The sequence below is a fragment of the Tannerella forsythia genome (genome assembly GCF_001006485.1).
In the GTDB taxonomy this organism is placed as follows: domain Bacteria; phylum Bacteroidota; class Bacteroidia; order Bacteroidales; family Tannerellaceae; genus Tannerella; species Tannerella forsythia.
On the sequence record NZ_JUET01000119.1, the window covers coordinates 25723 to 46333 of the forward strand.

Here is a 20611-nt window from a genome sequence, read left to right on the forward strand (position 1 = left end):
CAGCATATCCCGTTCGCTTGAAGAAGGAGAATCGTTTCTCACACCCACTTATCGCGGATGGCGATTTGCACCAGTTCCGCCGCATTTTTGGTGCCAAGTTTGAAGATGAGGTTCTTGCGGTAGGTCTTGATGGTTTCGACACTGAGAAACATCCGGTCGGCAATCTGCTGATTGGTGCAGCCGTCCACGATGTGGCGCAGCAGCTCCTGCTCGCGGGCAGTCAGCCATACGGAATGGTTGATGCGCTTCTTCATCATGCGGTCGATGTCGCGGCTGAAATAGGTGTCGCCCGTCATGACGGTCTCGATGCCTTTCACCACCTCTTCCGAGAGGGCGTTTTTCTGGATGTAGCCTGATGCTCCGGCGGCGACGGCGCGGCTCACCATCGTGTATTCATCGTAGGAGGTGAGCATCAGAATCTTCATGTCGGGATATGCCTCGTGCATCTCCTTGCAGAAATCGATACCGCTGCCGTCGGGCATGGAGATATCCAAGAGCAACACGTCGGGATGCCTGAAACGAAGCGTGATGCGACAGGCGGCGAGCGTGTGCGAGGTATCCACAACCTTGGCTATCCCCGAATCCTCGATGGCTGCCTGCAATCCCTCGACCAGCATGCGGTGGTCGTCCGCGATGTGTACTTGTATCATGATGCGAGTTCTATTTCGATGGTTACTTCCGTGCCTGCGCCGGGCGAGGAATAGACGCTGATTTTGCCGTTGTAGGCTGAGATGCGGTTGCGTATGTTGGTAAAGCCTGCCCCATAGGTTACCGTATCGGGGTCGAAACCCCTGCCGTCGTCCTGCACGGAAAGCGACACGAGGCGTGCATCGACGGTCAGTTGCACATTGATACGTGAAGCTTCGGCATGTTTCATTGCATTGTTGACAAGTTCGTAGGCGCAGCGGTAGATGAGTACTTCGAGGCGGTTGTCGAGGTGCGTATCCTCTCCGAAGAACCTGAAGTCTGCTATCGGAATGGAGCGGCAAAAATCCTCTAATGCAGCCTTGAGACCGCAATGTGAGAGCGATTCGGGCATCAGGTTGTGCGCCACGCGGCGAAGTTCTACCGCCAGTTCGTCGAGCATCACACGAGCTTTGGCAAGTCGTTCGGTATCCGCTTCCGTCAGTGTGGAGAAATTCCGGATGCCATGCAGGTGCAACTTGATGACCGAGAGCATGCTGCCCAATCCGTCGTGCAGGTCGCGTGCCAAGCGGGTACGCTCGGCCGTCTCGCCGTCCAAGAGGGCGAGTGTGGCGACAAGCTGTTTTTCCTGTTCCAGTTGCTTCACCTTCCGTTCGGCAAGTTCACGCTTCCCGCGGTTGAGGCGATGGCGGTAGAAAAGCAACCCGAAGACAATCAGGAAGATGAGCGCGCCCGACACTCCCATTACTATATAGAAGCCCCTTTCCTTTTCGAGAGAGGCTATCTGCTGCTGTTTCTTTTCGGTTTCATACACGACCTCCATTTGTGAGAGTGCCTCGTGGTAGTTCCTGTCCGTTCGCTCGTTCATCATGCGGTCATACAAGCCGAAGAAACGGGCAGCCTCGTCCCGTCTGCCGAGCATTGCTGAGGCGAAGGCGATGTTAAACGCCGAAACGGGTGCCGTATTGATCGACACCGAGTCGATGCTCCACGCTTTCAGTGCGGCAGTACGACATTCGTCGTAACGACCCTGCGCACGGTAGATGTCGGCATAGATGTTCCATGTGAGCGTATGGATATACGGGTCGCCCAACCACTGGGCAGCATACTTGCATTCGGCCGCACACGCGAGGGCTTCCTGATACTTTCCTTTCATCAGATAGGCCTTGACAAGGGCTTCGCAGAGGTCTGCATAATTGACTGGTGCAGACCGTTCTTTCGGCTTCACTTTCAACATGCATTCCAGCGCCTTGTCCGCATCGCCCAATGCCAGATACACATAGCCCAGTTCGCAGTACGACTGTCCGATGCCGGTCGGTTCACCGTATTGCTCCGCCAGTACGCGTTCCCGTTCTAAATAGTGCAATGCCCGCTTGGGATTGCCCATACGGCGGTAGCACTCGCCGATATTGCCATGGGCAATGATGTAGTCGCGGCTGCTCTCGTCGCCGTCGAAATGTTTCAATATGTTGAGATAACTCTCCACGGCGAGGATGAATTGCCCTTGGCGTGCGTAGAAGTTGCCCGCCGCCTGCCATGCTTTCTGCACGAGTTTTTTGTTACCGGAGGATTCTGCTGCGGCGACTTGCAGGTCGAGATATACCTTGGCGGTGTCGTAGGAGCAACGGTAGGTGTAGGTCGAGCCGATGTAGTTGTAGAAACGGAATATCAGTGCCTTGTCATCGCACCGCAGGGCGGCCTCCAAGCCCATCGTGCCGTATTTGAAGGTGTTGGGCATGTCGTGGGCACAGTACGACTCGGTGATGTCGGCATATAGTTTCGCCCGTTCGAGGTCGGTCATCCGTTTCGTCTGCACGATGTGCAGCAGCGAGTCGGCATAGCGGTTCTTCTCTTCCGCAAAAGCAGAGAGAGCGACGAGCGCGAGCAGGAGGATGGCGGCTGTTCTCTTCATCTTGCAGGGAATTTGATGTTTAATGTTTTGCAAAATTATGTCCCTCGTCCGAAACGCAATACCCCACTTGTGGGAGTTTTTGCGTTACAATTGCCGTTTTCCTTATAACAGTTCCGCCAATTTCCACGCCTGCACATGGCGGATGCCCTCACGCAGCGGGAGCGTCAGGTCGTCGAGCGAAACGACGACTTTCTCAAAATTGTCGGCGATGGCTTCGAGCGCAGAATATTCCCGCTCCACCGTCGCCTCGTCAGCAAGCAGGTAGGCGCATTGCAGATAGACGATCCTGTCGGCTTTACGGGCGACGAAATCAACCTCCTTCCCTTTCGCCACGCCCGTATAGACATCGTATCCGGCACGGCGCAACTCCAAGTAAACAAGGGTTTCGAGCAGGTAGCCGAAACCGTAGCCATAGCCCGGATAGAGATAGTTCCGGTAGGCGAGATCGTTGACATAGTATTTCGCATTGCCCGCGATGGTGTCTTTGCCCCGTATGTCGTAGCGGTCGCAGCGATGTACCAGAAATGTGTCCTCGATGTAGCCGATGTAGTTCGACACGGCATCGTAGCTCGTCTTGCGTCCCTGACTCTTGAAATAGTTTACGATGCCGCTCACCGATACAAGGTTCGAGGCGTTGTTCACCAGGAACACGAAAATGTCTTCGAGCAGCTTCGGGGCGCGGATACTGTGGCGTTGGATGATGTCGCGCAGCAGCACCGTATCCTTGACGGCAGCGACGTAGTTGCGTTTCAGTTCGGGGTGCGGCAGGGCGAAGAGTTCGGGTAGTCCGCCGCCGTTCATGTATTCCGTGTAGCATGCCTTGTCCGCCACCTTGCCGCTGATGCCGGCGTATTCCGAAAAGCTGAAAGGGAGTATTTCGAAACAGACATAGCGACCCGAGAGCAGCGTGGCGAGTTCGCCCGAGAGCAGGCGGGAGTTGGAACCGCTGACAAACACCTCGTACTCCTCGGCATAGTCCTGCGAACAGGAATTTACGGTTTTCTCCCATCCCTCGATCATCTGCACCTCGTCGATGAAGACATAGACTTTCCCTTCCGGTTTCAGCTCCGACTTATAGAGCCTGAGCAACTCTTCGAGGTCTTGATGGGTGACAAGGAAGTCGAAGTCCGACAACTCGCGGTTGATGATGAGCGTGTTTTCCGCCTTCACGCCGTCCTCCACGAGTCGCCGCGCCACTTGGCGCAGTAGGTAGCTCTTGCCTGCACGCCGCTGTCCCACGAGCACTTTGATGAGGCGGTTGCCCATGTAAGCCGCAATTTTGTCCGTATATCCGCTTCGCTCGTATCCGAAGTCAAACGGGGCGGAATCCCACAGGTTGTATTTCCGGAGCGTCTGCAATTTTTCGTCCATAACCGATTATTTTATTCCAGAAAATTTCTTCCTCTCTTCCTGCTGAAGGTAGAACAACTGCTTCTGGGTTTCTATTTCCGCACGGAGTTCCTCCTCTGAGGGCAGATAAAGTTTGTACTTGGAGGCAAACAACTGTTCGTTCCCATGAAGGATGGAATACCGTGCGATGTCTTCGTCAGTGTCGGCACAGAGTATAATCCCCATCGTGGGGTTATCTCCCTCGTTTCTTTTCAGTTCGTCATACATCCTGACATACATATCCATCTGTCCGATGTCCTGATGACTTACTTTTGTCGTTTTTAAATCGAACAGGCAGAAGCATTTAAGGATATAGTTATAAAACACAAGGTCTATGTAATAGTCATCTTTCCCGGTATGGATGTGCTGCTGTCTGGCGACAAAGGCAAACCCCTTGCCGAGTTCCATCAGAAACTTCTGGAGGTTATTGATAATAGCCGTTTCAAGTTCTGTCTCGGTAAAGTCGGGCAGGGAAGCAAGTCCGAGAAACTCCGCCACAACCGGATTCTTGACAAACTCCAGTTTATCGGTCTTCTGTAGCGGAGCGGTGATTTGCAGCATCTCTTTCTCGACCAACTCCTTGTGTTGCGATTGCAGGAGACGGTGATAATACTGCGAGGAGATATTTCTCTGGAGCGTCCGCACGCTCCAAGTCTCCCGGATGGCTTCATTCATGTACCATTCCCTTGCAACGGGGTCGGTCACTTGAAGCAGCGTCCTGTAATGCGACCAATGGAGGGAATTTTCCACATGCGTGTGGAAAATGTCAGGAAAGGCACGGTAGAAGTCCATGAAACTGTATAGATTGGTTTTGGTAAAACCGTTGCCGTACTCGGCGGTAAGCTGCTTTGCTAACTTCTTGATGATTTCCGCACCATACTTAGCCCTATCCTCTCCTTTCAATGACTCTTCGGATATTCTTTTTCCCAGAAGCCAGTTCCTTTGGACAAGAGTGAGGTTGATCGCAGAGTATGCGACGGTTCTTGCCTCATCGATGATCTGTCTGGCATCCGAAAGCAAGTCGATGCTTTTGCTGTAATGAAGAATATGCTTATTGTCTATCATAATGGCAATCTGTCGTCCATAACCGATTATTTTATTGCAAAGATACTGTTTTTCGTCCGTAACCGAGAAACTTTTCTCCGATTTCCCGCTTTCATGTGCATTTTTTGTCTCCCGACGGTAAAAACTCCCACAAGTGGGGTATTGGCGCTTGTGGAGAGAGGGTAATTTTGCAACATGATACAGAAGAATGTAACACATATTAATAATTAATAAGGTAAGGTTATGAAACGGATTTTGTTTATCGCCCTTCTGGGCATCATCACAATGGGACTTGCCTCCTGCGGAGACAAGGAAGAAGTGAAAACGTACTTCACCGTGACGTTCGACGCCGACGGCGGCACGCCCGTGCCGGAGGCGCAGCGTGTGGAAAAAGGCAAGACGGCTGTCGCTCCGTCGCCCGCACCGACAAAAACCGGATTTGTGTTTGTGTGCTGGTCGGCCGACGGCACAAACGCCTATAATTTCCAATCGCCCGTAACGCGCGACCTCACCCTGCGTGCCAAGTGGCAGGCGGAAGCCGTTGCCGAATACTGGCAGGTGGCGTGGGATCTGAACGGTGGCGCATGGTCCGCCGAGGGCGACAATCACGCCATGCAGGTACTCAAGGGCGGCACGTTGGCAGAACCCACTCCGCCGGCAAAGGCGAACCATACTTTCGAGGGATGGTACAAGGAAGCAGCTCTTACCAATAAGGTAGATTTCCCCTACAACGTAAGCGGTGTAACGGCCAATTTTACCCTTTATGCCAAGTGGAAAGAGAATGGCGGAACAGTTACAGAAAGTCCGAAAATCGGCGATTATTATTACAGCGACGGCAGTTTCTCCAAAGAGCTGAACAATGGTAAGACTTGTATGGGAATAGTGGTTCGTGAGAAAACTGCACAGCAGAATGGACTGGTTGTATCACACGATGTGAAAGATGCGGGCGGATGGTGGATGCCAGTTACTGCAACAGGCTTTGTTTATAAACTCACGAATGCCAAAGACGAGAACGATGGTGCTAAAAATCTGGAAAAGATTAAGAAATGGAGAGATTGGGAGAAATGGTATCCCGCCTTTTCATGGTGTACCAAAAAGGGTGACGGTTGGTATCTTCCTGCTATTAACGAGTTGAAGACTCTTTGCGATTTATTGTTCGGAAATGCCGCACTGAATGCAAGGCTCGAAGCCATTCCCGGAGGAAAACCGTTGACATTGCCCCAATACTGGTCATCGACGGAAAAATCAGATCGCACGGCGTTCGTTTATGTTCCCCAATTGAAATCCGTAGTAGCAAGGAACAAAACCTATGCTCAATCAAGCAGCGTGTCTACCCGTGCTATTCGTGCTTTTTAAACCTAACCCCATGAAGAGATGATGATACAAAATTCTTTTTACGTGAGCCCAAGCCGGTGGAGGCACATCGGATATTTACTTTTCGAGATGAACGAAAGTCAACAACGGACAGTCGTCCCCAAACTATCGATTATAACTAACCCGCCTCCGGCAGCGGGGGCATAAAACAGAAAAAGTATGTTGTTCTTTTGGTGGAAAAAGTACGAGGGCGCGTGGTGGGCGTCACAAATATCATTTGTAGGCACATTATTCATAACGGTTACAGCAATAATACTAGGAGCTTTAGTAAAGCTTCACTTTTCCTCTGTGCCTGAATGGGTCATCATTGTTATAGTGGCGGTAATTTTCAGCATATTGAAATATCTGTTGAATAGGCTAACTGACAGAATAGCGAACCGAACTATTGAAAAAGAAGCGAATGAACAAAAACGCTGGGCTACTACTGCCAATGTTACTTTGCAGACACCCGCCTCATTGACAATCATCCGCGATTCAAGCCCTGTTACGGTACTTGTGCCTACAATTATATATCTTAATAAGACAGAGATTGCATCAATAAAAAACGGAGAGTCCGTAACCATACCTCTAAAGATGAAAAACAACCTGTTACAGACAAATTCAGTCGTTGGACTTAACGGCCGATTGGAAAGATATGAATTTGCCGTACAGAACGGTGCACATGTCACAATTCATGTGAAGGGCGGTATTTTTGATAAAAAGAATGTAGTGTGGAATTAGAGAAATGTAGTATTAACACGCCTCCGGATAGTGGAGCATAAAATAGAAGGAAGAAATTATGAAATGGTTTATTAAAGCGTTTCGGCAGTATGCCGATTTCAGCGGCCGGGCAAGCCGGCAAGAGTTTTGGATGTTTGTGTTGTTCAACCTGCTGTTCGCAATGGCATGGGCGCTTGTCGCCGGACTGCTCACGGGGCTGTTTGGCGATTCTTTCGATCACGACAGCGACAGGCTGATATTCATGTACAAACTGATAGCGATTTATTATGCCGTGACGACGGTTCCGGCCATGGCGGTCGGTGTACGCCGCCTGCACGACACGGGTCGTAGCGGTTGGTGGATGCTCGTCAGTCTTATTCCTTTTGTAGGCGGCATCTGGCTCATCGTATTGATGTGCCTGGACGGCAGCGCGGGCGACAATCGCTATGGCAGCCCTCCCGACGAGACAACGGGGAATGTCCCGAAATATGATTTGCGACAAAAGGCACTGATGTGGCTGACGGCATTCGCCGTTTTCAGCATCTATATGTGTTTGCTGAACCTTGTCGATGTATTCAGTAACCGGTGGTACACCGGTACCGATCAACTCAACATGCTGTTGACTCTTTTGGGTAATTTTTTAGTCTCCGTCTCTTTCATCATCATGGGAATCGCCTTCCTGCAAAAGAGGGACTACTCCCGCACGGTGGGCGGATGGATAATTGCCGCGTATGTTCTCCTGCTCATCTTGGAAATCCGGTGGACTACAGTAATAACCGATTTCCATATTAATATGAGATTTGTATTGAATATTATGCTATTCCTTGCTTTTATCCTTTACGGCGGATTGCTGCTGGCAAGAAAAGGGCGTTTGCCGCTGGCAAACTATGTGCTGATGGCGGCAAGCGTTTGCAGCGTTATCCTTACACTTTGGAGTATGACTCCAATCGAAGTTCTCTTCTTACGAGAACATCCTGATCTTTTTGTGGACAAACTCCAAATTATTGTACCACTGTCGCTGTTGGTGTATGCCGTTGCCAATCGTGTCGCAGCGGAAAAGGAGACCAAATACAATACAGACAATACATAAAATCATCATGAAAAGAATAGTAATACTGACCGCCCTGCTCGTTGCCGTTATCGGTTCGGCGATGGGGCAGACGGAAATCCGCACGGCAGAGGAGCTGGCCGCTATCGGTACGGACAGGGAAACTCTGAGCGGTTCGTACATATTGAAAAACGATTTGACGCTTGACGACTGGGTACCTATCGGACGGATGGACAAGGATGGAGAGACGGCATTCGACGGAACGCTCGACGGTAATGGCCACACGATAACCATCAACGGCTTTTCCACCGATACGGACAACACGGCGTGCGTTGGGCTGTTCGGGCTGATAGGTGAAAAAGGTGTGGTGAAGAATCTGCGCATAACGGGCAAATTAACTTATACAGACAAGCTCGACATTCTGTATATCGGAGCCTTCGCCGGTGTGAACATGGGCCTTATCACTTGTTGCGTCTCATCTGTCGATTTGACCTGCGAATACATCAAGAGCGGCGCGAAAACGAAAACAAAACACCTGTTTGTCTATGAGAAAGGGCAGTTTGGAGGATGTGTCGCAGGCATCAACTACGGCAACATTTCGCACTGCTATTCCGATGGCACCATCCGTGTAACACAGGGACGGGCAGCAGGCATCGCCGCTGGAAACGGGAAAGGTGTCAAGGGAAGTTTCGGCATCAGCGTGGGCAGTAAAGGTATGAGTATGAGTGCCGCTCCGGGCAATCTGCCGTTAGTCACGAAGCGCATCTCCTATTGTTATTCTACGGCTTCGATTTTCGGTAAAACCGACGAAGAGGGTCGCGGATTGATAAAGGTTGTGGGGGCAGCCAACGGACTTGTCTCAATTCTGCGTTCAGAATCGTCGGTAGTGTACCACTGCGTAGCCCTTAACAAGGAACTGGAAGCCAGGGGTGACGGCAAAGCGTTTGCGCAGGCATCACCTTTTCCGCAAGCTATATTGGGCATCACGGGAGTGGAAGCTCCCATCTTCCAATTTTACTACTGTGAGGAGATACCCATTCGTCGCTATGTAAACGACAAATTACTGGAAACAAAGAAACTGTCGCCCAAACGCGCCGTTTCCCTGTCTGCCACGCAGGAAGAATCGTGGTGGCGGTTGCCCGACGGGTTGGACAAGAAAGAACAGCGGTATATACCGGGCTTCCCGTTCGGTACAGACGATACGGCACCGTGGCAGTGGGATGCGCAGCGTAAACGCCCTGTACTTTATTGGGAAACGACAGAGAAAAAGAATGAATAATCCACTTCCGGAAAGGGAGCATAAAGAAAAATGGATATGAAAAAGAAAAACAAGATTCTATCGGTGACATTCGCAAGGCAGATTGCGCTGATGACAGTGTGCATGATTGGAGTTGCCGGAACGATGCAGGCGCAACAGCAGGAAAAGGTAGAGGGGAAAAATCGTACGCAATGGGGCGTAAAAGCTGCCCTGAACATCGCTTCGCTCGATTTCGATGCCTCCAACGGTAAGTCGGAAAGTACCAAATCGGTGTTAGGCGGTGCTGCGGGTCTGACGTTTGCCTACGCCTTTAATCCCAATTGGCGTATCCATTCAGGGATTGAGATGTCGATGAAAGGATTTTCCGCGGATGAGACGGGCGGTAGTCGTGAACTGACTGTACACGCTGCCTACATACAGGTTCCCGTGACGTGCGGCTATGTAATCAACTTAGGCAAATGGAACTTCGAACCTCGTCTCGGTGCTTTCTTCGCTTACGGCGTGGCGGGCAATTACAGCGTGTCGGGGGCGGACAGCAAGCAGACTTTCAGTGACAAACTGCTCAATCCGTTCGATGCGGGCTTAGCGTTCGGCTTGTATGCCGACAACGGAAAAATAGTCTTTGGCATCGGTGGAGAGTTTGGACTGACGGAAGCCAACGGAAAGAACTTCTCTGTGTCAGGCGGCACCGTCCACACACGCAATACATTTTTAAGCGTAGGTTATCTGTTCTGAACATCGAAATAGAATAAGGAGAGCGCATGGGAACCGTGGCAAGGCGGATTCAGTGCGCTCTCATTTTGTATATGTCAAACTTCAATCGAATAAAAATGAAAAGACTTGTTGAAACCCATTCGTTTGGGAAATTGTTCCCGGACAATTTGACTGTAGCAGAATTGCGTACTGTAACGGACGGCTTCATCGATGAAATCATCAACCTTTGTGAAGTGGAAGAGTCGTTTCCCTCGCTGTTTCGTACACTTCATTACACACGCTTCCGCCTGCAATCTCTCGACGAAGCATCGTCCTCCGCAAACGGAATGGGGAAAAAATATATCGGAGCTACTCTTTGTCATTGACACGGAACTGGAATTGTTGAAGATGCGGATGCAGGGAGTTCTTCCTGCGTTGCCCGTCAAACCAGTCCAGAAACTCCGTTGGACAGGTAAATCAACCGACTTGGTCGAACTCCTTTACGCCCTTGACACCTACGACTGCATTAACATTGGTAAAATCGGTGTAGAGGAATTGTCAGACGCCTTTTCTGAAATCTTCAGCGTGGAAGTCAAGAACTGTTACAATGTCTATATGAACATGAAGCGCCGCAAGGACGACAGCCGCACCTATTTCCTTGACGAACTCCGGGAGAAACTAAACAAGCGGATGGTGGAGAGCGACTTGAAAGGCGGAAAATTCAAGAAGCGGTAAGTGAAACAATGGGAGATACTCCGAACCGGAATATCTCCCATTGTCTTATTCTTTGATAAACAGTTCCAATTTCTTGGCTATATCCTTGGATGCCGGAAGCAGTTCCTTGTATTCTTTGGGGAATTCGGAAAGGGTTTAGTGTTCGTTTTCTCTGCAATACATGGTAAAAACGCATCAAAAATCCGTACTTTTGCTTCCGTTTGAAATACAAGAATATGGAAATTTATAACAAACCACCATTAACATATACTGAGCAGGTTGAACTGTTGAGGTCGAGAGGAATGGTCATTTCCGATAAACAACGTACGGAAAGACATCTTTCCAATATCAATTACTACCGTCTCAGTGCCTATATGCTACCGTACAAGCAAAAGGAAAGCGGAAAGATACTTGATTCTTTTCGTGAAGGCGTTACTTGGGATATGGTGTATAATCTATATGTGTTTGACCGGAAATATTCACTCCTTCCAAGACCATTACTTTGCGTGACGGGAGGACAGTTATGATAGATGTATATGGTGATATTCAAAGCATATTAAGGAACAGTTACACAACAACAAGGCAGAGGTTTTCATTCAGCATTACTGCAATAAATATAACAACCCCATAAATCCGCCATCTTGGATGAGCGTTGAGGTCATGTATTTCAATCACCTTTCGCGTATCTGTACTGGACTGAAACTCCGTGCCGATATAAACGGCATTGCCTCCTATTTTTCCTTGCCGCCCAAGACGTTCTGTTCGTGGCTTCACACAATAAATTATGTACGTAACATATGTGCCCATCATGCAAGGCTTTGGAACAGGGATATGAACATCGTACCTAAAAAATTGGCTTTTTCCAAAAGCCTTGACTGGGTAAGTAGCCCAGACACGGTAAAAAGAAGCAAACTCTATTATTTTCTGTGTATGCTGAATTATATGTTACAAACAGCAAATCCCACCTCCACTTTCAAACATCGGCTAAAAGATTTATTGACAGAATATCAAGAAGTAGCATCCCTTAATGCAATGGGATTTCAGCCGGACTGGATGAATGAAAAAATGTGGAACTATTAAAAATAATCGGCAAGAGTATTGTTTGTTGGATAAAAAGTCGTACCTTTATAGCGGTTTTCAGATTAGACAGTTCTATAACTAAAAGATAATAAGCCTCTCAGGCGCGTCGAAAGACAGCATACTTGAGGGGCGTTCTTCATTTATAAGGGAACCGAAATGAAGAGAACACAAGATGCAGCAAATCAAAAGGGAGGTATTCCGGTTTCGGAGTATCTCCCTTGATTTAGTTTCTGCAACTATTGGTTGCAGAAACTCTTCGAGTCTCGCAAAAAAAGATTAGAAAAACTCCAACCCTTAGTTGGAGAATTTGCCACCTCTTATCGAAAAGCCCTGATAACTCTATAGACAGCCCACAAGCAGGTGAAAGGAGCGGTAAAGACCCCGATGACGACAAAGAGGAGCCGTTTGAAGATATAGTAAAATACCCACTGCCCGTTTATTCCGGCAATCATTTTATAGGGAATGAACTTTTCTGCTCGATGCGTTCGGAGAAGTTAGCGGTATCTTGGCACTCGATATCTGTCCCTGAAGCTGGTCGGCAGCCCCTCCGAGCCAAGCGTCCATGGTCTTAGACGTATTCGCCTGAAAACAAGCAAGGCCATCGTCCTATGTCCTTTTCGGCTTATTTCTGTTCGTGAACGGTAAACCCTTCCGGAATCGTAAACTTGTCGGCCGGTATCGTCTCGTTCTCTCTGATTTCTTTGGCTTCATCCGTGACGACTACTTGTCCCTCGTTGACCGATTCGAATTTCAGCATGATCCCTTCCCATATCCAGACCGTCGCCTGGAACTTCGTGTCTCCCTGCGGAATGTCGAGCGTATATTTTTTACACAATTTACCGGCTATTTCTTCTTCGCCGCCTTCCCTGATGTTGTATTTCGTCCTGTCTTCCTGCGTCAGATTACGGTAGTTCTTCGGTTCGTCAGATGCAGGCATCCGGTAAGCTTTTTTCTCCTCCAAATCGATGGCTACGTTCGTCTTTCCTTCGACAATGGTACGCATGAGCTTATCCATATTCGTCACTTTGATATGTAGCTCGGCCGCCTCCTTTTTTCCGTAATCGTCGAAATAAAGCGTATTCTGCATCTTTTGTCCCATGGTTGTCACTTCTTTTTTGATGACAGCCGATTTGATGCCGTACTTCGTCATTTCCTGCGCGGAAAGCCGGATGCCTGACAACAAAAGCAGACCTGTAATAAACAGTCTCATTTTCATATCATTCGTTTTGCAATGAGGTTATAAACGGTTACATAATTTCTTTTGCCATTCCCATGCCGATTTAAGCGTATCGGCCAATGTCTCCCGAGCTGTCCAGCCCAGCGTTTCGTTGGCGTGTCTCGGGTCTGCCCATACTTTCTCGATGTCTCCTTCACGACGTCCGATAATCTTATGAGGTACCTTGACGCCTGTGGCCTCTTCGAATGTGCGGATCAGTTGGAGTACGGAAACGCCGCGCCCTGTGCCGAGATTATATATTTCGAGCGGCTTGCTCGAGGCATTGTTCAACATCCGGTCAATGGCAATGACATGCGCCTTGGCCAAGTCTACCACGTTAATGTAGTCCCGTATGCAGGAGCCGTCCGGAGTGTCATAGTCGTTTCCGAAGACACACAGTTCTTTACGTATACCTGCTGCGGTCTGTGTCAGGAAAGGAACGAGGTTTTGCGGAATGCCGATGGGTAACTCGCCGATTTCGGCCGAAGGATGTGCACCGATCGGGTTGAAATAACGCAGCAGGATGCTTTTAAACGGCGCTCCGGCATGAATCGTATCGCGTATGATCTCCTCGTTGATCTGTTTCGTATTGCCGTAAGGTGAGCAGGCCGGCTGAATAGGCGCCTCTTCAGTAACCGGCAGATGGCCGGCGTCCGGCTGTCCGTAAACGGTGCACGACGAAGAAAAAACAATCCCCTTAACACCATGCTTGGGCATCAGTTCAAGCAAGTTAATCAGTGAAACAAGGTTGTTGCGATAATATTTCAACGGTTCCTGTACGGACTCGCCTACCGCCTTGCTGGCTGCAAAGTGAATGATCCCCTCAATACCCGAATGATCGGTCATCACCCGGTCTAATGCTTCCTTATCGTTACAGTCAACCGCCTCGAAAGCAGGTCGCCTCCCCGTAATCTTTTCAATACCGTCGAGCACACCGATCTCCGAATTGGATAAATTATCGATGCTGATCACCTCATAGCCTGCGTTTTGAAGCTCTACCGTCGTATGCGAACCGATGTATCCGGTTCCGCCTGTCACTAATATTTTTTTCGTCATAAAAGAGTTGAGTTTTTTATCGCCAAAGGTAGGTAATTTATTTCGTTCCGTAATGTTGTTCTTTTGAAGAGAGCTCATAGAAAAAGAAAATCACAACAAAGCGGACTTTGCTGTGACTTATACCCATTGTATGGGTTGTCCAATAAATCTTACAGTGATTATTGAAGTGTCGTTACTTCTTGAAATAATCTTTTACCGAGTCGTTGGGAATCATTTCTTCTTGGAAGATATATGCACCCGTTTTGGGCGATTTTACCATCTTAATCACTTTGGAATAAGTACGTCCGCCTTCTCCCGACTTAAAGGTTGCCACCGTTTTTTTTGCCATGGTTCAAATCTCCTATAAAAAATTATTACTTAATTTCCTTATGTAAGGTCATCTTCTTTAAAATCGGGTTATATTTTTTCAACTCCAACCGTTGCGTCGTATTTTTACGGTTCTTTGTTGTGATATAACGCGACATTCCGGGAAGACCGCTTTCCTTATGTTCCGTACATTCGAGAATGACCTGCACTCTGTTTCCTTTTACTTTTTTTGCCATTGTTTGTTTCCTCCTCTATCTACGTTATGCACCTAAATATCCCTTATCGGCAGCTTTCTTGATGGCCGCATCCAAACCGATCTTGTTGATCAGACGCAAGCCGGCAGCCGATATGCTCAAACGAATCCAGCAATCTTGCTCTACCCAATAGAACTTCTTGGTAAACAAATTCACATTAAACTTACGCTTCGTCCGTACATTCGAATGTGCGACATTGTTCCCCGACATCGCTTTCTTTCCGGTAATTTGACAAATCTTAGACATTGCTTTATTACTTTATTTTTTTTCTTCTTGTTTTTATCCACAAAAGACGCCAAAAGCGACCTCCTCCTCTTATCCCCTCGGTAAGGGAGGAAAAAACGCTACGCGTCTTCTTCTTACGTACGCAGGATGAGATTTGAACTCACACACCGTTGCCGGCACTACCCCCTCAAAGTAGCGTGTCTACCAATTCCACCACCTGCGCATATTGAAGGGGTGCCCAGAACAGGACTCGAACCTGCATGCCTCTCGACACACGCACCTGAAACGTGCGCGTCTACCAATTCCGCCACCTGGGCTTACTTCAATTTTTTTTTCAAGGCGATCGCTTCTCGCTCTTCGTACATCCTTTGTCAAGGAGAGTCCCCGTATCCCGGCTTTGCAGCAACAAAAAAAGAGGAGAAGCCTCCTTTACATCGTGAGCGGAAGACGGAACTCGAATCCGCGACCCCAACCTTGGCAAGGTTGTGCTCTACCAACTGAGCTACTTCCGCACTATTTTCTTTACGCATTTGCAGTCTGCCGATGTCGCTTTTCCCTTGCCAAGGTTGGAACCTTTTATCTTTCCGGGGCAAGGTGGTGCTCTACCAACTGAGCTACTTCCGCACTATTTTCTTTACGCATTTGCAGTCTGCCGATGTCGCTTTTCCCTTGCCAAGGTTGGAACCTTTTATCTTTTGGGCAAGGTGGTGCTCTACCAACTGAGCTACTTCCGCACTATTCTCGCTACGTATTTTTATGATTAGCGGGTGCAAAGATATGGTCTTTTTTTTATATTGCAAGCATTCTGCCACTATTTTTTTTGAAATGCTTGTTGGAATAATGGCAAAATGCCGCTTATCAGACGTTTTTGCAGCCGATTATTTTTTCAAACCAGTTGCTTCCAACCACACATCAGCCATCAGTTGACGCCCCGGCAGGTCGGGATGTACGCCATCTACAGACCAGTATCGGGCAGGAGCCAGCTTCATCGCCGCATCAAAAGCTGACTGATAAGGCACAAAGACTGCTCCGAATTCATTCGCCAACTTTTTTAGCGACTTTCGATATGCATCGAACATCGGGAACCACTTCGGTTCGTCGATGGCCGAGCCACCGCGAAGAGCAAAAGGTTCGCCCAAAACAAGCTGGATATGAGGAAGCTTCTCCTTCGTATAATTCAACAGATCGCGAAGATCATTTTCATACGTTTCTGCCGTTCCCTTGTATCCACTCGAAAGCGTATGCCAGAAATCGTTCACACCAATCAAAATACTCAGGATATCGGGCATAAACGTCAAGGTATCGACTTCCCAACGGTTGCGCAACTGATAGACCTTATTCCCGCTGATACCACGATTGTAAATTTTGAGTTGCCTGTCGGCATATGTCTTGAGCAGTTGTGTTGCTGCCAATAATGCATAGCCGGGCCCCATCATATCGAACGTGTTACAATCGACGGCCTCCCGATTTCGTCCGCAGTCGGTGATTGAATCGCCTTGAAAAAGGATCACGGCATTGTTTTTGACCGTAATTTTGGGAGCTGAAACGCTGTGTTGTTCGTTAACTACTGCTTTGGCCAATTCAGGGAGGGATAACATACCTAATCCGGCCAATGTTGTGTTTCTCAAAAAATCTCGTCTTGTCTTCATCGTATTCATTATTTATTTTTTTGTTCGTTATATTTATTCGTAGTTTTCACTTTTCACTCTTCACTTTTCACTCTTCACTTTTCACTCTTCACTTTTTTATAGATCATACAAATCGATCCATTCGTATGTATTCTGCACATGATCCATAAAACGCATGAAATCGCTGTTCGAGAGGATGAGCGAAGCCGTATTGATGCACGGATGAAAACTCAATCGCGAAGCTTTCTGCAAGTTACGGTCAAGAAAAACATGTACATGGTGCGTTTCGTCGTGAATCAGTCCGAAAGGTGTTACCGAACCGGGGGTAACGCCAAGAAACTTCACCATTCGCTTCTCGGAAGCAAAGGTAAGTTTTCCCTGTCCAAGTCGTTTTTCTATGGCATGTATATCCATCGCACAATCACAATCGAGAATGACCAAATAATGGCAGTTTCCCTTATGATTGCGGAAAAACAAGTTTTTGCAGTGCTTCGCATCGTGCCCGGCCCAATATTGTTTGGCGATCTCGATCGTCGGGGCAGGCGGATGTTCAAGGTATTCGAACTTGATACCGAGTTGCTCCAGCAATGCGTAAAGACGCGGGTCTCCGTTCATCGTTTGCAAGAGAGGTACATCAGATTCGTTTGATCAACTCGGAGAAGAGCCGCGTCATGACATCTGTGGCGCGGTTGGCCGCTTTGACTACTTCGTCACCGTCGTTCTCAAAATCATCTGCAAAATGGTATCCTTCGTTCGTGATGACCGACATGCCAAAGACACGCAGTCCTGCATGACGGGCAACGATCACTTCCGGAACCGTACTCATGCCGATAGCATCGCCGCCTGCTTTGCCATAAAACGCATATTCGGCCGGTGTCTCATACGAAGGACCGGTAAGGCCGACATACACGCCCTTTTTGAGTGGAATATGATGTTCTTCGGCAATCGCCTCGACGTGCTTGATAAGCTCACGGTCGTAGGCGCGGGTCATATCCGGGAAGCGGGTCCCGAAGGTCTCATTGTTCGGACCGATCAACGGGTTCGGCAGCATATTGATATGGTCGCGGATGATCATCAGATCGCCTACATGAAACGTCTGATTGATGCCTCCCGCCGCATTCGAAACGAGCAGATTCTTCACACCGAGCAACTTCATCACACGCACGGGAAAAGTGACTTGTTGCATCGTGTATCCTTCGTAATAATGGAAACGTCCCTGCATGGCCATCACCGGCCGCCCCCCCAGCATCCCGAAGATTAAACAACCCTTGTGCCCCATGGCTGTAGAGTTCATGAAATGAGGAATCTCAGCATATGGGATAACCGTCGCTTCTTCAATTCTGTCGGCCAGCGCTCCCAGCCCGCTACCGAGAATAATCGCTGTCTCCGGCTCTCCTTTGATCTTTGGAGCCAGATAATCCGCAGCTTCCTGATACGTTGTTTTCATCTAATTCGAAATTCGTTTGTTCACTCCGCAAAAGTAATAAAATTCATCTTTATCCGCAATGAAATCTTTTCTGTCTCTAAATTTTTATCAGAACAAAAGAATCTATTTCGTATTATTTTTTGCACTATTATGTTATTGTAGTTTTTGTGAATAAAAACACAACAATTTTAAACAATAAACATTAAAGACGTTACTTTTGCCGGTTTTCATTTCTTTTTGTACTTTTGCAGCCGCAATAAATAATGGATTGTTGTATTGATTTCGGGGTGTAGCGCAGTCCGGTTAGCGCACCTGCTTTGGGAGCAGGGGGTCGTGGGTTCGAATCCCGCTACCCCGACCATCAGGAGAAGCCTTTAAAAGTCATAATAGTAGAGACTTTTGAGGCTTTTTTTATGCTCAAAAACGAATGAATCCTTTTGTCAATACACTTGCTTTTTGGGTAATAACGTGTATTTTTCGTAGCCTTGATATTGAGCAAAAATTGAGCAAATGCATATCCGAGTAACAAGAGCCCAAAAAGCCTCGGCACTTTCAATCCCACCGTATTAAACTAAAGATATGGCAGCCATCGCTATTCTTGACACGGATAAACCGAACATACCGGTTTCGAACATAAAAAGCAGATATTGAGATATCAAAAAAACACAATATCTTTGCAATCGTAATACATAAGCACCCGCCGGGGAGTATGTTTTCAAAGCACAAGTCAAAATATGGACACATGTCGTTTTCTCGAAAAAAACAACAGACGAGCTTCTTTCGTAAGTCAATTGGAGTAACGCTTTGTTGGATGATCTGTTTATCGGTTCCCTCTCATGACGAATACCGTCGTTCTCAGATTCGGGAATTACTTGATAGGGCTGAAGAAATGTTAAATGCCGACCCGTCCAAAGCAATATATTATTCGAGTCAGGCCATTACCGAAGCGCAGAAAGTAGGAGATACGGGGGGAAGTACGATGGGGCAAGCTATCCTCGGTGAAGCATATATGAGTCTTGGCGATTTCAATATCGGCTTTGAAATATTGACTCATGCAATGGAGGTTTGTCCGCCGGACAGTCTGCATCTGAAGGCTTGCATATTTCTTCACTTGTCCGGAGCATACTTGAAACTGAAAGATTTGCATAAGGCTTTTATGTACGTGGACAAAGCAGCCGATATTTACCGGGCACAGAATGATTCGCTTCATTTGGCCCGTTGCTATAATGCAAGAGGATTAGTTTATATCCAGAAACCGGATAATGTTCGCGCCGAAGAAAATTTTAAGGCGGCTTTGAGCATCAATCGTAAGATGAACAATCTCTCATCGTTGGCAGCCAACCTGAATAATCTTTGTTTGTATGAGGGAAACAGTACTGAAAAAGTAGCTCTGTTAAACGAGGCGATTGCGATTAACCGGACCTTGGAAAAGATTTGGGCTTTAGGTGAAAATTACAATAACCTCGGCACACAATATTTTTATGCACGAGATTATGAACATGCTTTGGCTGTTCTGGATACGGCCGTGAGCTATGCCGCAAAAATCAATGCAAAAGAACTGGTGGCAGATAACTATCGTTATAAGTCGTGGGTTTACGAAGCTCGAAAAGATTACAAGAACGCATATGCCTATCTGCTGCTACTTTATGGGGCAGAAAAGGAATTATTGATGATGAATGAAATGAGACAAATCGAATTGAATATCGTACAAAAGCACCTCCGTGATAAGGAGCAGCAGATAATTATGCGGGAGCAAGCGTATCAAATCGACTTTCTCCGTTTGTGGGTATCTATCGCTGTATTGGCTGTAATTGTCCTTATGCTCGCACTCTCTTATGCGGTATATCACTATCGGCAGAAGAAGAAATTGGTGTTGCTTGAAGCGGCCAGGCAACTCGAAAATCATGAAAAAGAACTGATGGCACTGAAATTAAAGGAGTCTGAGCATGAGGCGCAGACTGTACAGCAGGAACTTGAGCACCACCGGAAAGAGTTGACCAATCTTGCTTTTTTTATTCGTAGCCGGAATGATTTATTGGCACAGATACAGGAAAAAATAAAAGCGGGATATAAGCTTTCGCCTGCCGAAAGTGAACGTCATTTACGCAATATTTATACCTATATATCACAATTCAGCGCCCGTGATACGGAAACGGGAGTTTTAATCGACGAAATAAACCGGCAGTTTATCGAACGTCTCTCACAGATTCACCCTAATCTTTCCGGAAATGAGAAACGTTTATCCTCTTTGCTACGTGTCGGATTGTCGACGAAAGAAATTGCATCCATCATTCATTCGACACCTAAAACGGTCAATATGGCGCGTTATCGGTTGCGAAAACACTTGAATCTCGAAACAGATGACAGCCTCACAGAGTATATGAAGCAGATATAGATGATCTCATTCGTCTGTAAAAGTTGATTACCAATTTGGGTATGTTCTTAAGTGTAGATAAATGTTTTTTTGAATCTATACAAAAGATCATAATGTAGTATATGTTGTAATGATTATATATCTGATAAAAAGTATTTTATTTTTTCTTTTGTAGATATAAATAATTCCTTTTAATGGGCTTTGTAGACATAAAATAGGATTGAAAAAACTTGACAAATGAACCTTAAATATCTAATCTTGTCAAAAATT

At 47.4% G+C, this 20611-nt stretch carries 21 protein-coding genes, 4 tRNA genes and 1 pseudogene; 11 read left to right on the forward strand and 15 right to left on the reverse strand.

Annotated elements, in window-relative coordinates; genetic code table 11:
* Positions 1-38: 38 nt before the first annotated feature.
* The 4 genes from Tanf_RS10725 to Tanf_RS10740 form a co-directional block, all read right to left on the reverse strand.
* Positions 39-650, reverse strand: a complete 612-nt coding sequence (locus Tanf_RS10725) for a response regulator (RefSeq protein ID WP_046825857.1) — start codon at positions 648-650, stop codon at positions 39-41.
* Positions 647-2557 carry a tetratricopeptide repeat-containing sensor histidine kinase gene (locus tag Tanf_RS13900; RefSeq protein WP_052449087.1) on the reverse strand — a complete coding sequence of 637 codons (1911 nt, stop codon included), beginning with the start codon at positions 2555-2557 and terminating at the stop codon, positions 647-649. The genes Tanf_RS10725 and Tanf_RS13900 overlap by 4 nt, the downstream gene beginning before the upstream one ends.
* 102 nt (positions 2558-2659) lie before the next feature.
* On the reverse strand, positions 2660-3928 hold the full coding sequence (locus tag Tanf_RS10735) for an ATP-binding protein (protein WP_046825858.1): 1269 nt from the start codon (positions 3926-3928) through the stop codon (positions 2660-2662).
* A 6-nt stretch (positions 3929-3934) separates the two neighbouring features.
* A complete protein-coding gene (locus Tanf_RS10740; protein WP_036788007.1) occupies positions 3935-5011 on the reverse strand; it encodes a PDDEXK nuclease domain-containing protein in 1077 nt (358 codons plus the stop codon).
* 222 nt (positions 5012-5233) lie between these two features.
* Here Tanf_RS10740 and Tanf_RS10745 point away from each other — a divergent pair, with 222 nt between their 5' ends.
* From Tanf_RS10745 to Tanf_RS15655, 9 genes and pseudogenes are all read left to right on the forward strand, one after another.
* Entirely contained in the window at positions 5234-6346 is a 1113-nt protein-coding gene (locus Tanf_RS10745) for an InlB B-repeat-containing protein (RefSeq protein ID WP_080948622.1), read from the forward strand.
* A gap of 177 nt (positions 6347-6523) precedes the next feature.
* Positions 6524-7084, forward strand: coding sequence for a hypothetical protein (locus Tanf_RS10750; protein WP_046825860.1), 561 nt, complete (start codon positions 6524-6526; stop codon positions 7082-7084).
* Between the two features lie 58 nt (positions 7085-7142).
* On the forward strand, positions 7143-8153 hold the full coding sequence (locus tag Tanf_RS10755; protein WP_046825861.1) for a DUF805 domain-containing protein: 1011 nt from the start codon (positions 7143-7145) through the stop codon (positions 8151-8153).
* Between the two features lie 7 nt (positions 8154-8160).
* Entirely contained in the window at positions 8161-9390 is a 1230-nt protein-coding gene (locus tag Tanf_RS10760; RefSeq protein ID WP_140230595.1) for a hypothetical protein, read from the forward strand.
* Between the two features lie 36 nt (positions 9391-9426).
* The gene (locus Tanf_RS13905) at positions 9427-10104 is read left to right on the forward strand and encodes a porin family protein (RefSeq protein WP_161794962.1); all 678 of its coding nucleotides are present in this window, start codon (positions 9427-9429) and stop codon (positions 10102-10104) included.
* A 366-nt stretch (positions 10105-10470) separates the two neighbouring features.
* Positions 10471-10797: an RteC domain-containing protein gene (locus Tanf_RS10775; protein WP_046825863.1), complete on the forward strand. Its 327-nt coding sequence runs from the start codon at positions 10471-10473 to the stop codon at positions 10795-10797.
* A gap of 353 nt (positions 10798-11150) precedes the next feature.
* Entirely contained in the window at positions 11151-11303 is a 153-nt protein-coding gene (locus tag Tanf_RS15645) for a hypothetical protein (protein WP_236684437.1), read from the forward strand.
* A 67-nt stretch (positions 11304-11370) separates the two neighbouring features.
* A pseudogene (locus tag Tanf_RS15650) lies at positions 11371-11541 on the forward strand (Abi family protein); the annotation flags it as partial.
* A gap of 66 nt (positions 11542-11607) precedes the next feature.
* On the forward strand, positions 11608-11856 hold the full coding sequence (locus Tanf_RS15655; protein WP_236684433.1) for an Abi family protein: 249 nt from the start codon (positions 11608-11610) through the stop codon (positions 11854-11856).
* A 622-nt stretch (positions 11857-12478) separates the two neighbouring features.
* On the opposite strand, the gene Tanf_RS10785 is transcribed toward Tanf_RS15655, so the two are convergent.
* The 11 genes from Tanf_RS10785 to Tanf_RS10835 all read right to left on the reverse strand — a co-directional run bounded on the left by Tanf_RS10785 (position 12479) and on the right by Tanf_RS10835 (position 17988).
* Positions 12479-13072: a hypothetical protein gene (locus tag Tanf_RS10785; protein ID WP_014223749.1), complete on the reverse strand. Its 594-nt coding sequence runs from the start codon at positions 13070-13072 to the stop codon at positions 12479-12481.
* A gap of 21 nt (positions 13073-13093) precedes the next feature.
* On the reverse strand, positions 13094-14128 hold the full coding sequence (gene galE / locus Tanf_RS10790; protein ID WP_041591018.1) for a UDP-glucose 4-epimerase GalE: 1035 nt from the start codon (positions 14126-14128) through the stop codon (positions 13094-13096).
* A gap of 172 nt (positions 14129-14300) precedes the next feature.
* A complete protein-coding gene (locus Tanf_RS14445; protein WP_014223751.1) occupies positions 14301-14456 on the reverse strand; it encodes a DUF4295 domain-containing protein in 156 nt (51 codons plus the stop codon).
* 25 nt (positions 14457-14481) lie between these two features.
* Positions 14482-14670 carry a 50S ribosomal protein L33 gene (rpmG, locus tag Tanf_RS10795; RefSeq protein WP_014223752.1) on the reverse strand — a complete coding sequence of 63 codons (189 nt, stop codon included), beginning with the start codon at positions 14668-14670 and terminating at the stop codon, positions 14482-14484.
* Between the two features lie 24 nt (positions 14671-14694).
* Positions 14695-14934 (reverse strand): 50S ribosomal protein L28, encoded by a 240-nt coding sequence (gene rpmB / locus Tanf_RS10800; protein WP_014223753.1) that lies wholly within the window; start codon positions 14932-14934, stop codon positions 14695-14697.
* 118 nt (positions 14935-15052) lie between these two features.
* Positions 15053-15136: transfer RNA gene (locus Tanf_RS10805), tRNA-Leu, on the reverse strand.
* Positions 15137-15148: 12 nt separating this feature from the next.
* Positions 15149-15230, reverse strand: a tRNA-Leu gene (locus Tanf_RS10810).
* A 122-nt stretch (positions 15231-15352) separates the two neighbouring features.
* Positions 15353-15425, reverse strand: a tRNA-Gly gene (locus Tanf_RS10815).
* A gap of 366 nt (positions 15426-15791) precedes the next feature.
* Positions 15792-16562 carry an SGNH/GDSL hydrolase family protein gene (locus tag Tanf_RS10825; RefSeq protein ID WP_046825948.1) on the reverse strand — a complete coding sequence of 257 codons (771 nt, stop codon included), beginning with the start codon at positions 16560-16562 and terminating at the stop codon, positions 15792-15794.
* A gap of 96 nt (positions 16563-16658) precedes the next feature.
* Positions 16659-17156, reverse strand: coding sequence for a prolyl-tRNA synthetase associated domain-containing protein (locus Tanf_RS10830; RefSeq protein WP_046825865.1), 498 nt, complete (start codon positions 17154-17156; stop codon positions 16659-16661).
* Between the two features lie 19 nt (positions 17157-17175).
* On the reverse strand, positions 17176-17988 hold the full coding sequence (locus Tanf_RS10835; protein WP_014223757.1) for a purine nucleoside phosphorylase I, inosine and guanosine-specific: 813 nt from the start codon (positions 17986-17988) through the stop codon (positions 17176-17178).
* A 262-nt stretch (positions 17989-18250) separates the two neighbouring features.
* On the opposite strand from Tanf_RS10835, the gene Tanf_RS10840 reads away from it, so the two are divergent.
* Together Tanf_RS10840 and Tanf_RS10845 are read left to right on the forward strand one after the other, a co-directional pair.
* Positions 18251-18328 (forward strand) — tRNA-Pro (locus Tanf_RS10840).
* A gap of 450 nt (positions 18329-18778) precedes the next feature.
* A complete protein-coding gene (locus Tanf_RS10845) occupies positions 18779-20362 on the forward strand; it encodes a tetratricopeptide repeat protein (RefSeq protein ID WP_046825866.1) in 1584 nt (527 codons plus the stop codon).
* Positions 20363-20611: the final 249 nt, after the last annotated feature.

Coding starts and splice junctions, on each gene's coding strand:
- Tanf_RS15645 (WP_236684437.1), top strand. CDS start 11,151: ATGCTACCGTACAAGCAAAAGGAAAGCGGAAAGATACTTGATTCTTTT.
- Tanf_RS10745 (WP_080948622.1), top strand. CDS start 5,234: ATGAAACGGATTTTGTTTATCGCCCTTCTGGGCATCATCACAATGGGA.
- Tanf_RS10735 (WP_046825858.1), bottom strand. CDS start 3,928: ATGGACGAAAAATTGCAGACGCTCCGGAAATACAACCTGTGGGATTCC.
- Tanf_RS10845 (WP_046825866.1), top strand. CDS start 18,779: ATGATCTGTTTATCGGTTCCCTCTCATGACGAATACCGTCGTTCTCAG.
- Tanf_RS10830 (WP_046825865.1), bottom strand. CDS start 17,156: ATGAACGGAGACCCGCGTCTTTACGCATTGCTGGAGCAACTCGGTATC.
- Tanf_RS10785 (WP_014223749.1), bottom strand. CDS start 13,072: ATGAAAATGAGACTGTTTATTACAGGTCTGCTTTTGTTGTCAGGCATC.
- Tanf_RS10825 (WP_046825948.1), bottom strand. CDS start 16,562: ATGAAGACAAGACGAGATTTTTTGAGAAACACAACATTGGCCGGATTA.
- Tanf_RS10740 (WP_036788007.1), bottom strand. CDS start 5,011: ATGATAGACAATAAGCATATTCTTCATTACAGCAAAAGCATCGACTTG.
- Tanf_RS10725 (WP_046825857.1), bottom strand. CDS start 650: ATGATACAAGTACACATCGCGGACGACCACCGCATGCTGGTCGAGGGA.
- Tanf_RS10775 (WP_046825863.1), top strand. CDS start 10,471: ATGCGGATGCAGGGAGTTCTTCCTGCGTTGCCCGTCAAACCAGTCCAG.
- Tanf_RS15655 (WP_236684433.1), top strand. CDS start 11,608: ATGAACATCGTACCTAAAAAATTGGCTTTTTCCAAAAGCCTTGACTGG.
- Tanf_RS14445 (WP_014223751.1), bottom strand. CDS start 14,456: ATGGCAAAAAAAACGGTGGCAACCTTTAAGTCGGGAGAAGGCGGACGT.
- Tanf_RS13905 (WP_161794962.1), top strand. CDS start 9,427: ATGAAAAAGAAAAACAAGATTCTATCGGTGACATTCGCAAGGCAGATT.
- rpmG (WP_014223752.1), bottom strand. CDS start 14,670: ATGGCAAAAAAAGTAAAAGGAAACAGAGTGCAGGTCATTCTCGAATGT.
- Tanf_RS10835 (WP_014223757.1), bottom strand. CDS start 17,988: ATGAAAACAACGTATCAGGAAGCTGCGGATTATCTGGCTCCAAAGATC.
- Tanf_RS13900 (WP_052449087.1), bottom strand. CDS start 2,557: ATGAAGAGAACAGCCGCCATCCTCCTGCTCGCGCTCGTCGCTCTCTCT.
- Tanf_RS10755 (WP_046825861.1), top strand. CDS start 7,143: ATGAAATGGTTTATTAAAGCGTTTCGGCAGTATGCCGATTTCAGCGGC.
- rpmB (WP_014223753.1), bottom strand. CDS start 14,934: ATGTCTAAGATTTGTCAAATTACCGGAAAGAAAGCGATGTCGGGGAAC.
- galE (WP_041591018.1), bottom strand. CDS start 14,128: ATGACGAAAAAAATATTAGTGACAGGCGGAACCGGATACATCGGTTCG.
- Tanf_RS10760 (WP_140230595.1), top strand. CDS start 8,161: ATGAAAAGAATAGTAATACTGACCGCCCTGCTCGTTGCCGTTATCGGT.
- Tanf_RS10750 (WP_046825860.1), top strand. CDS start 6,524: ATGTTGTTCTTTTGGTGGAAAAAGTACGAGGGCGCGTGGTGGGCGTCA.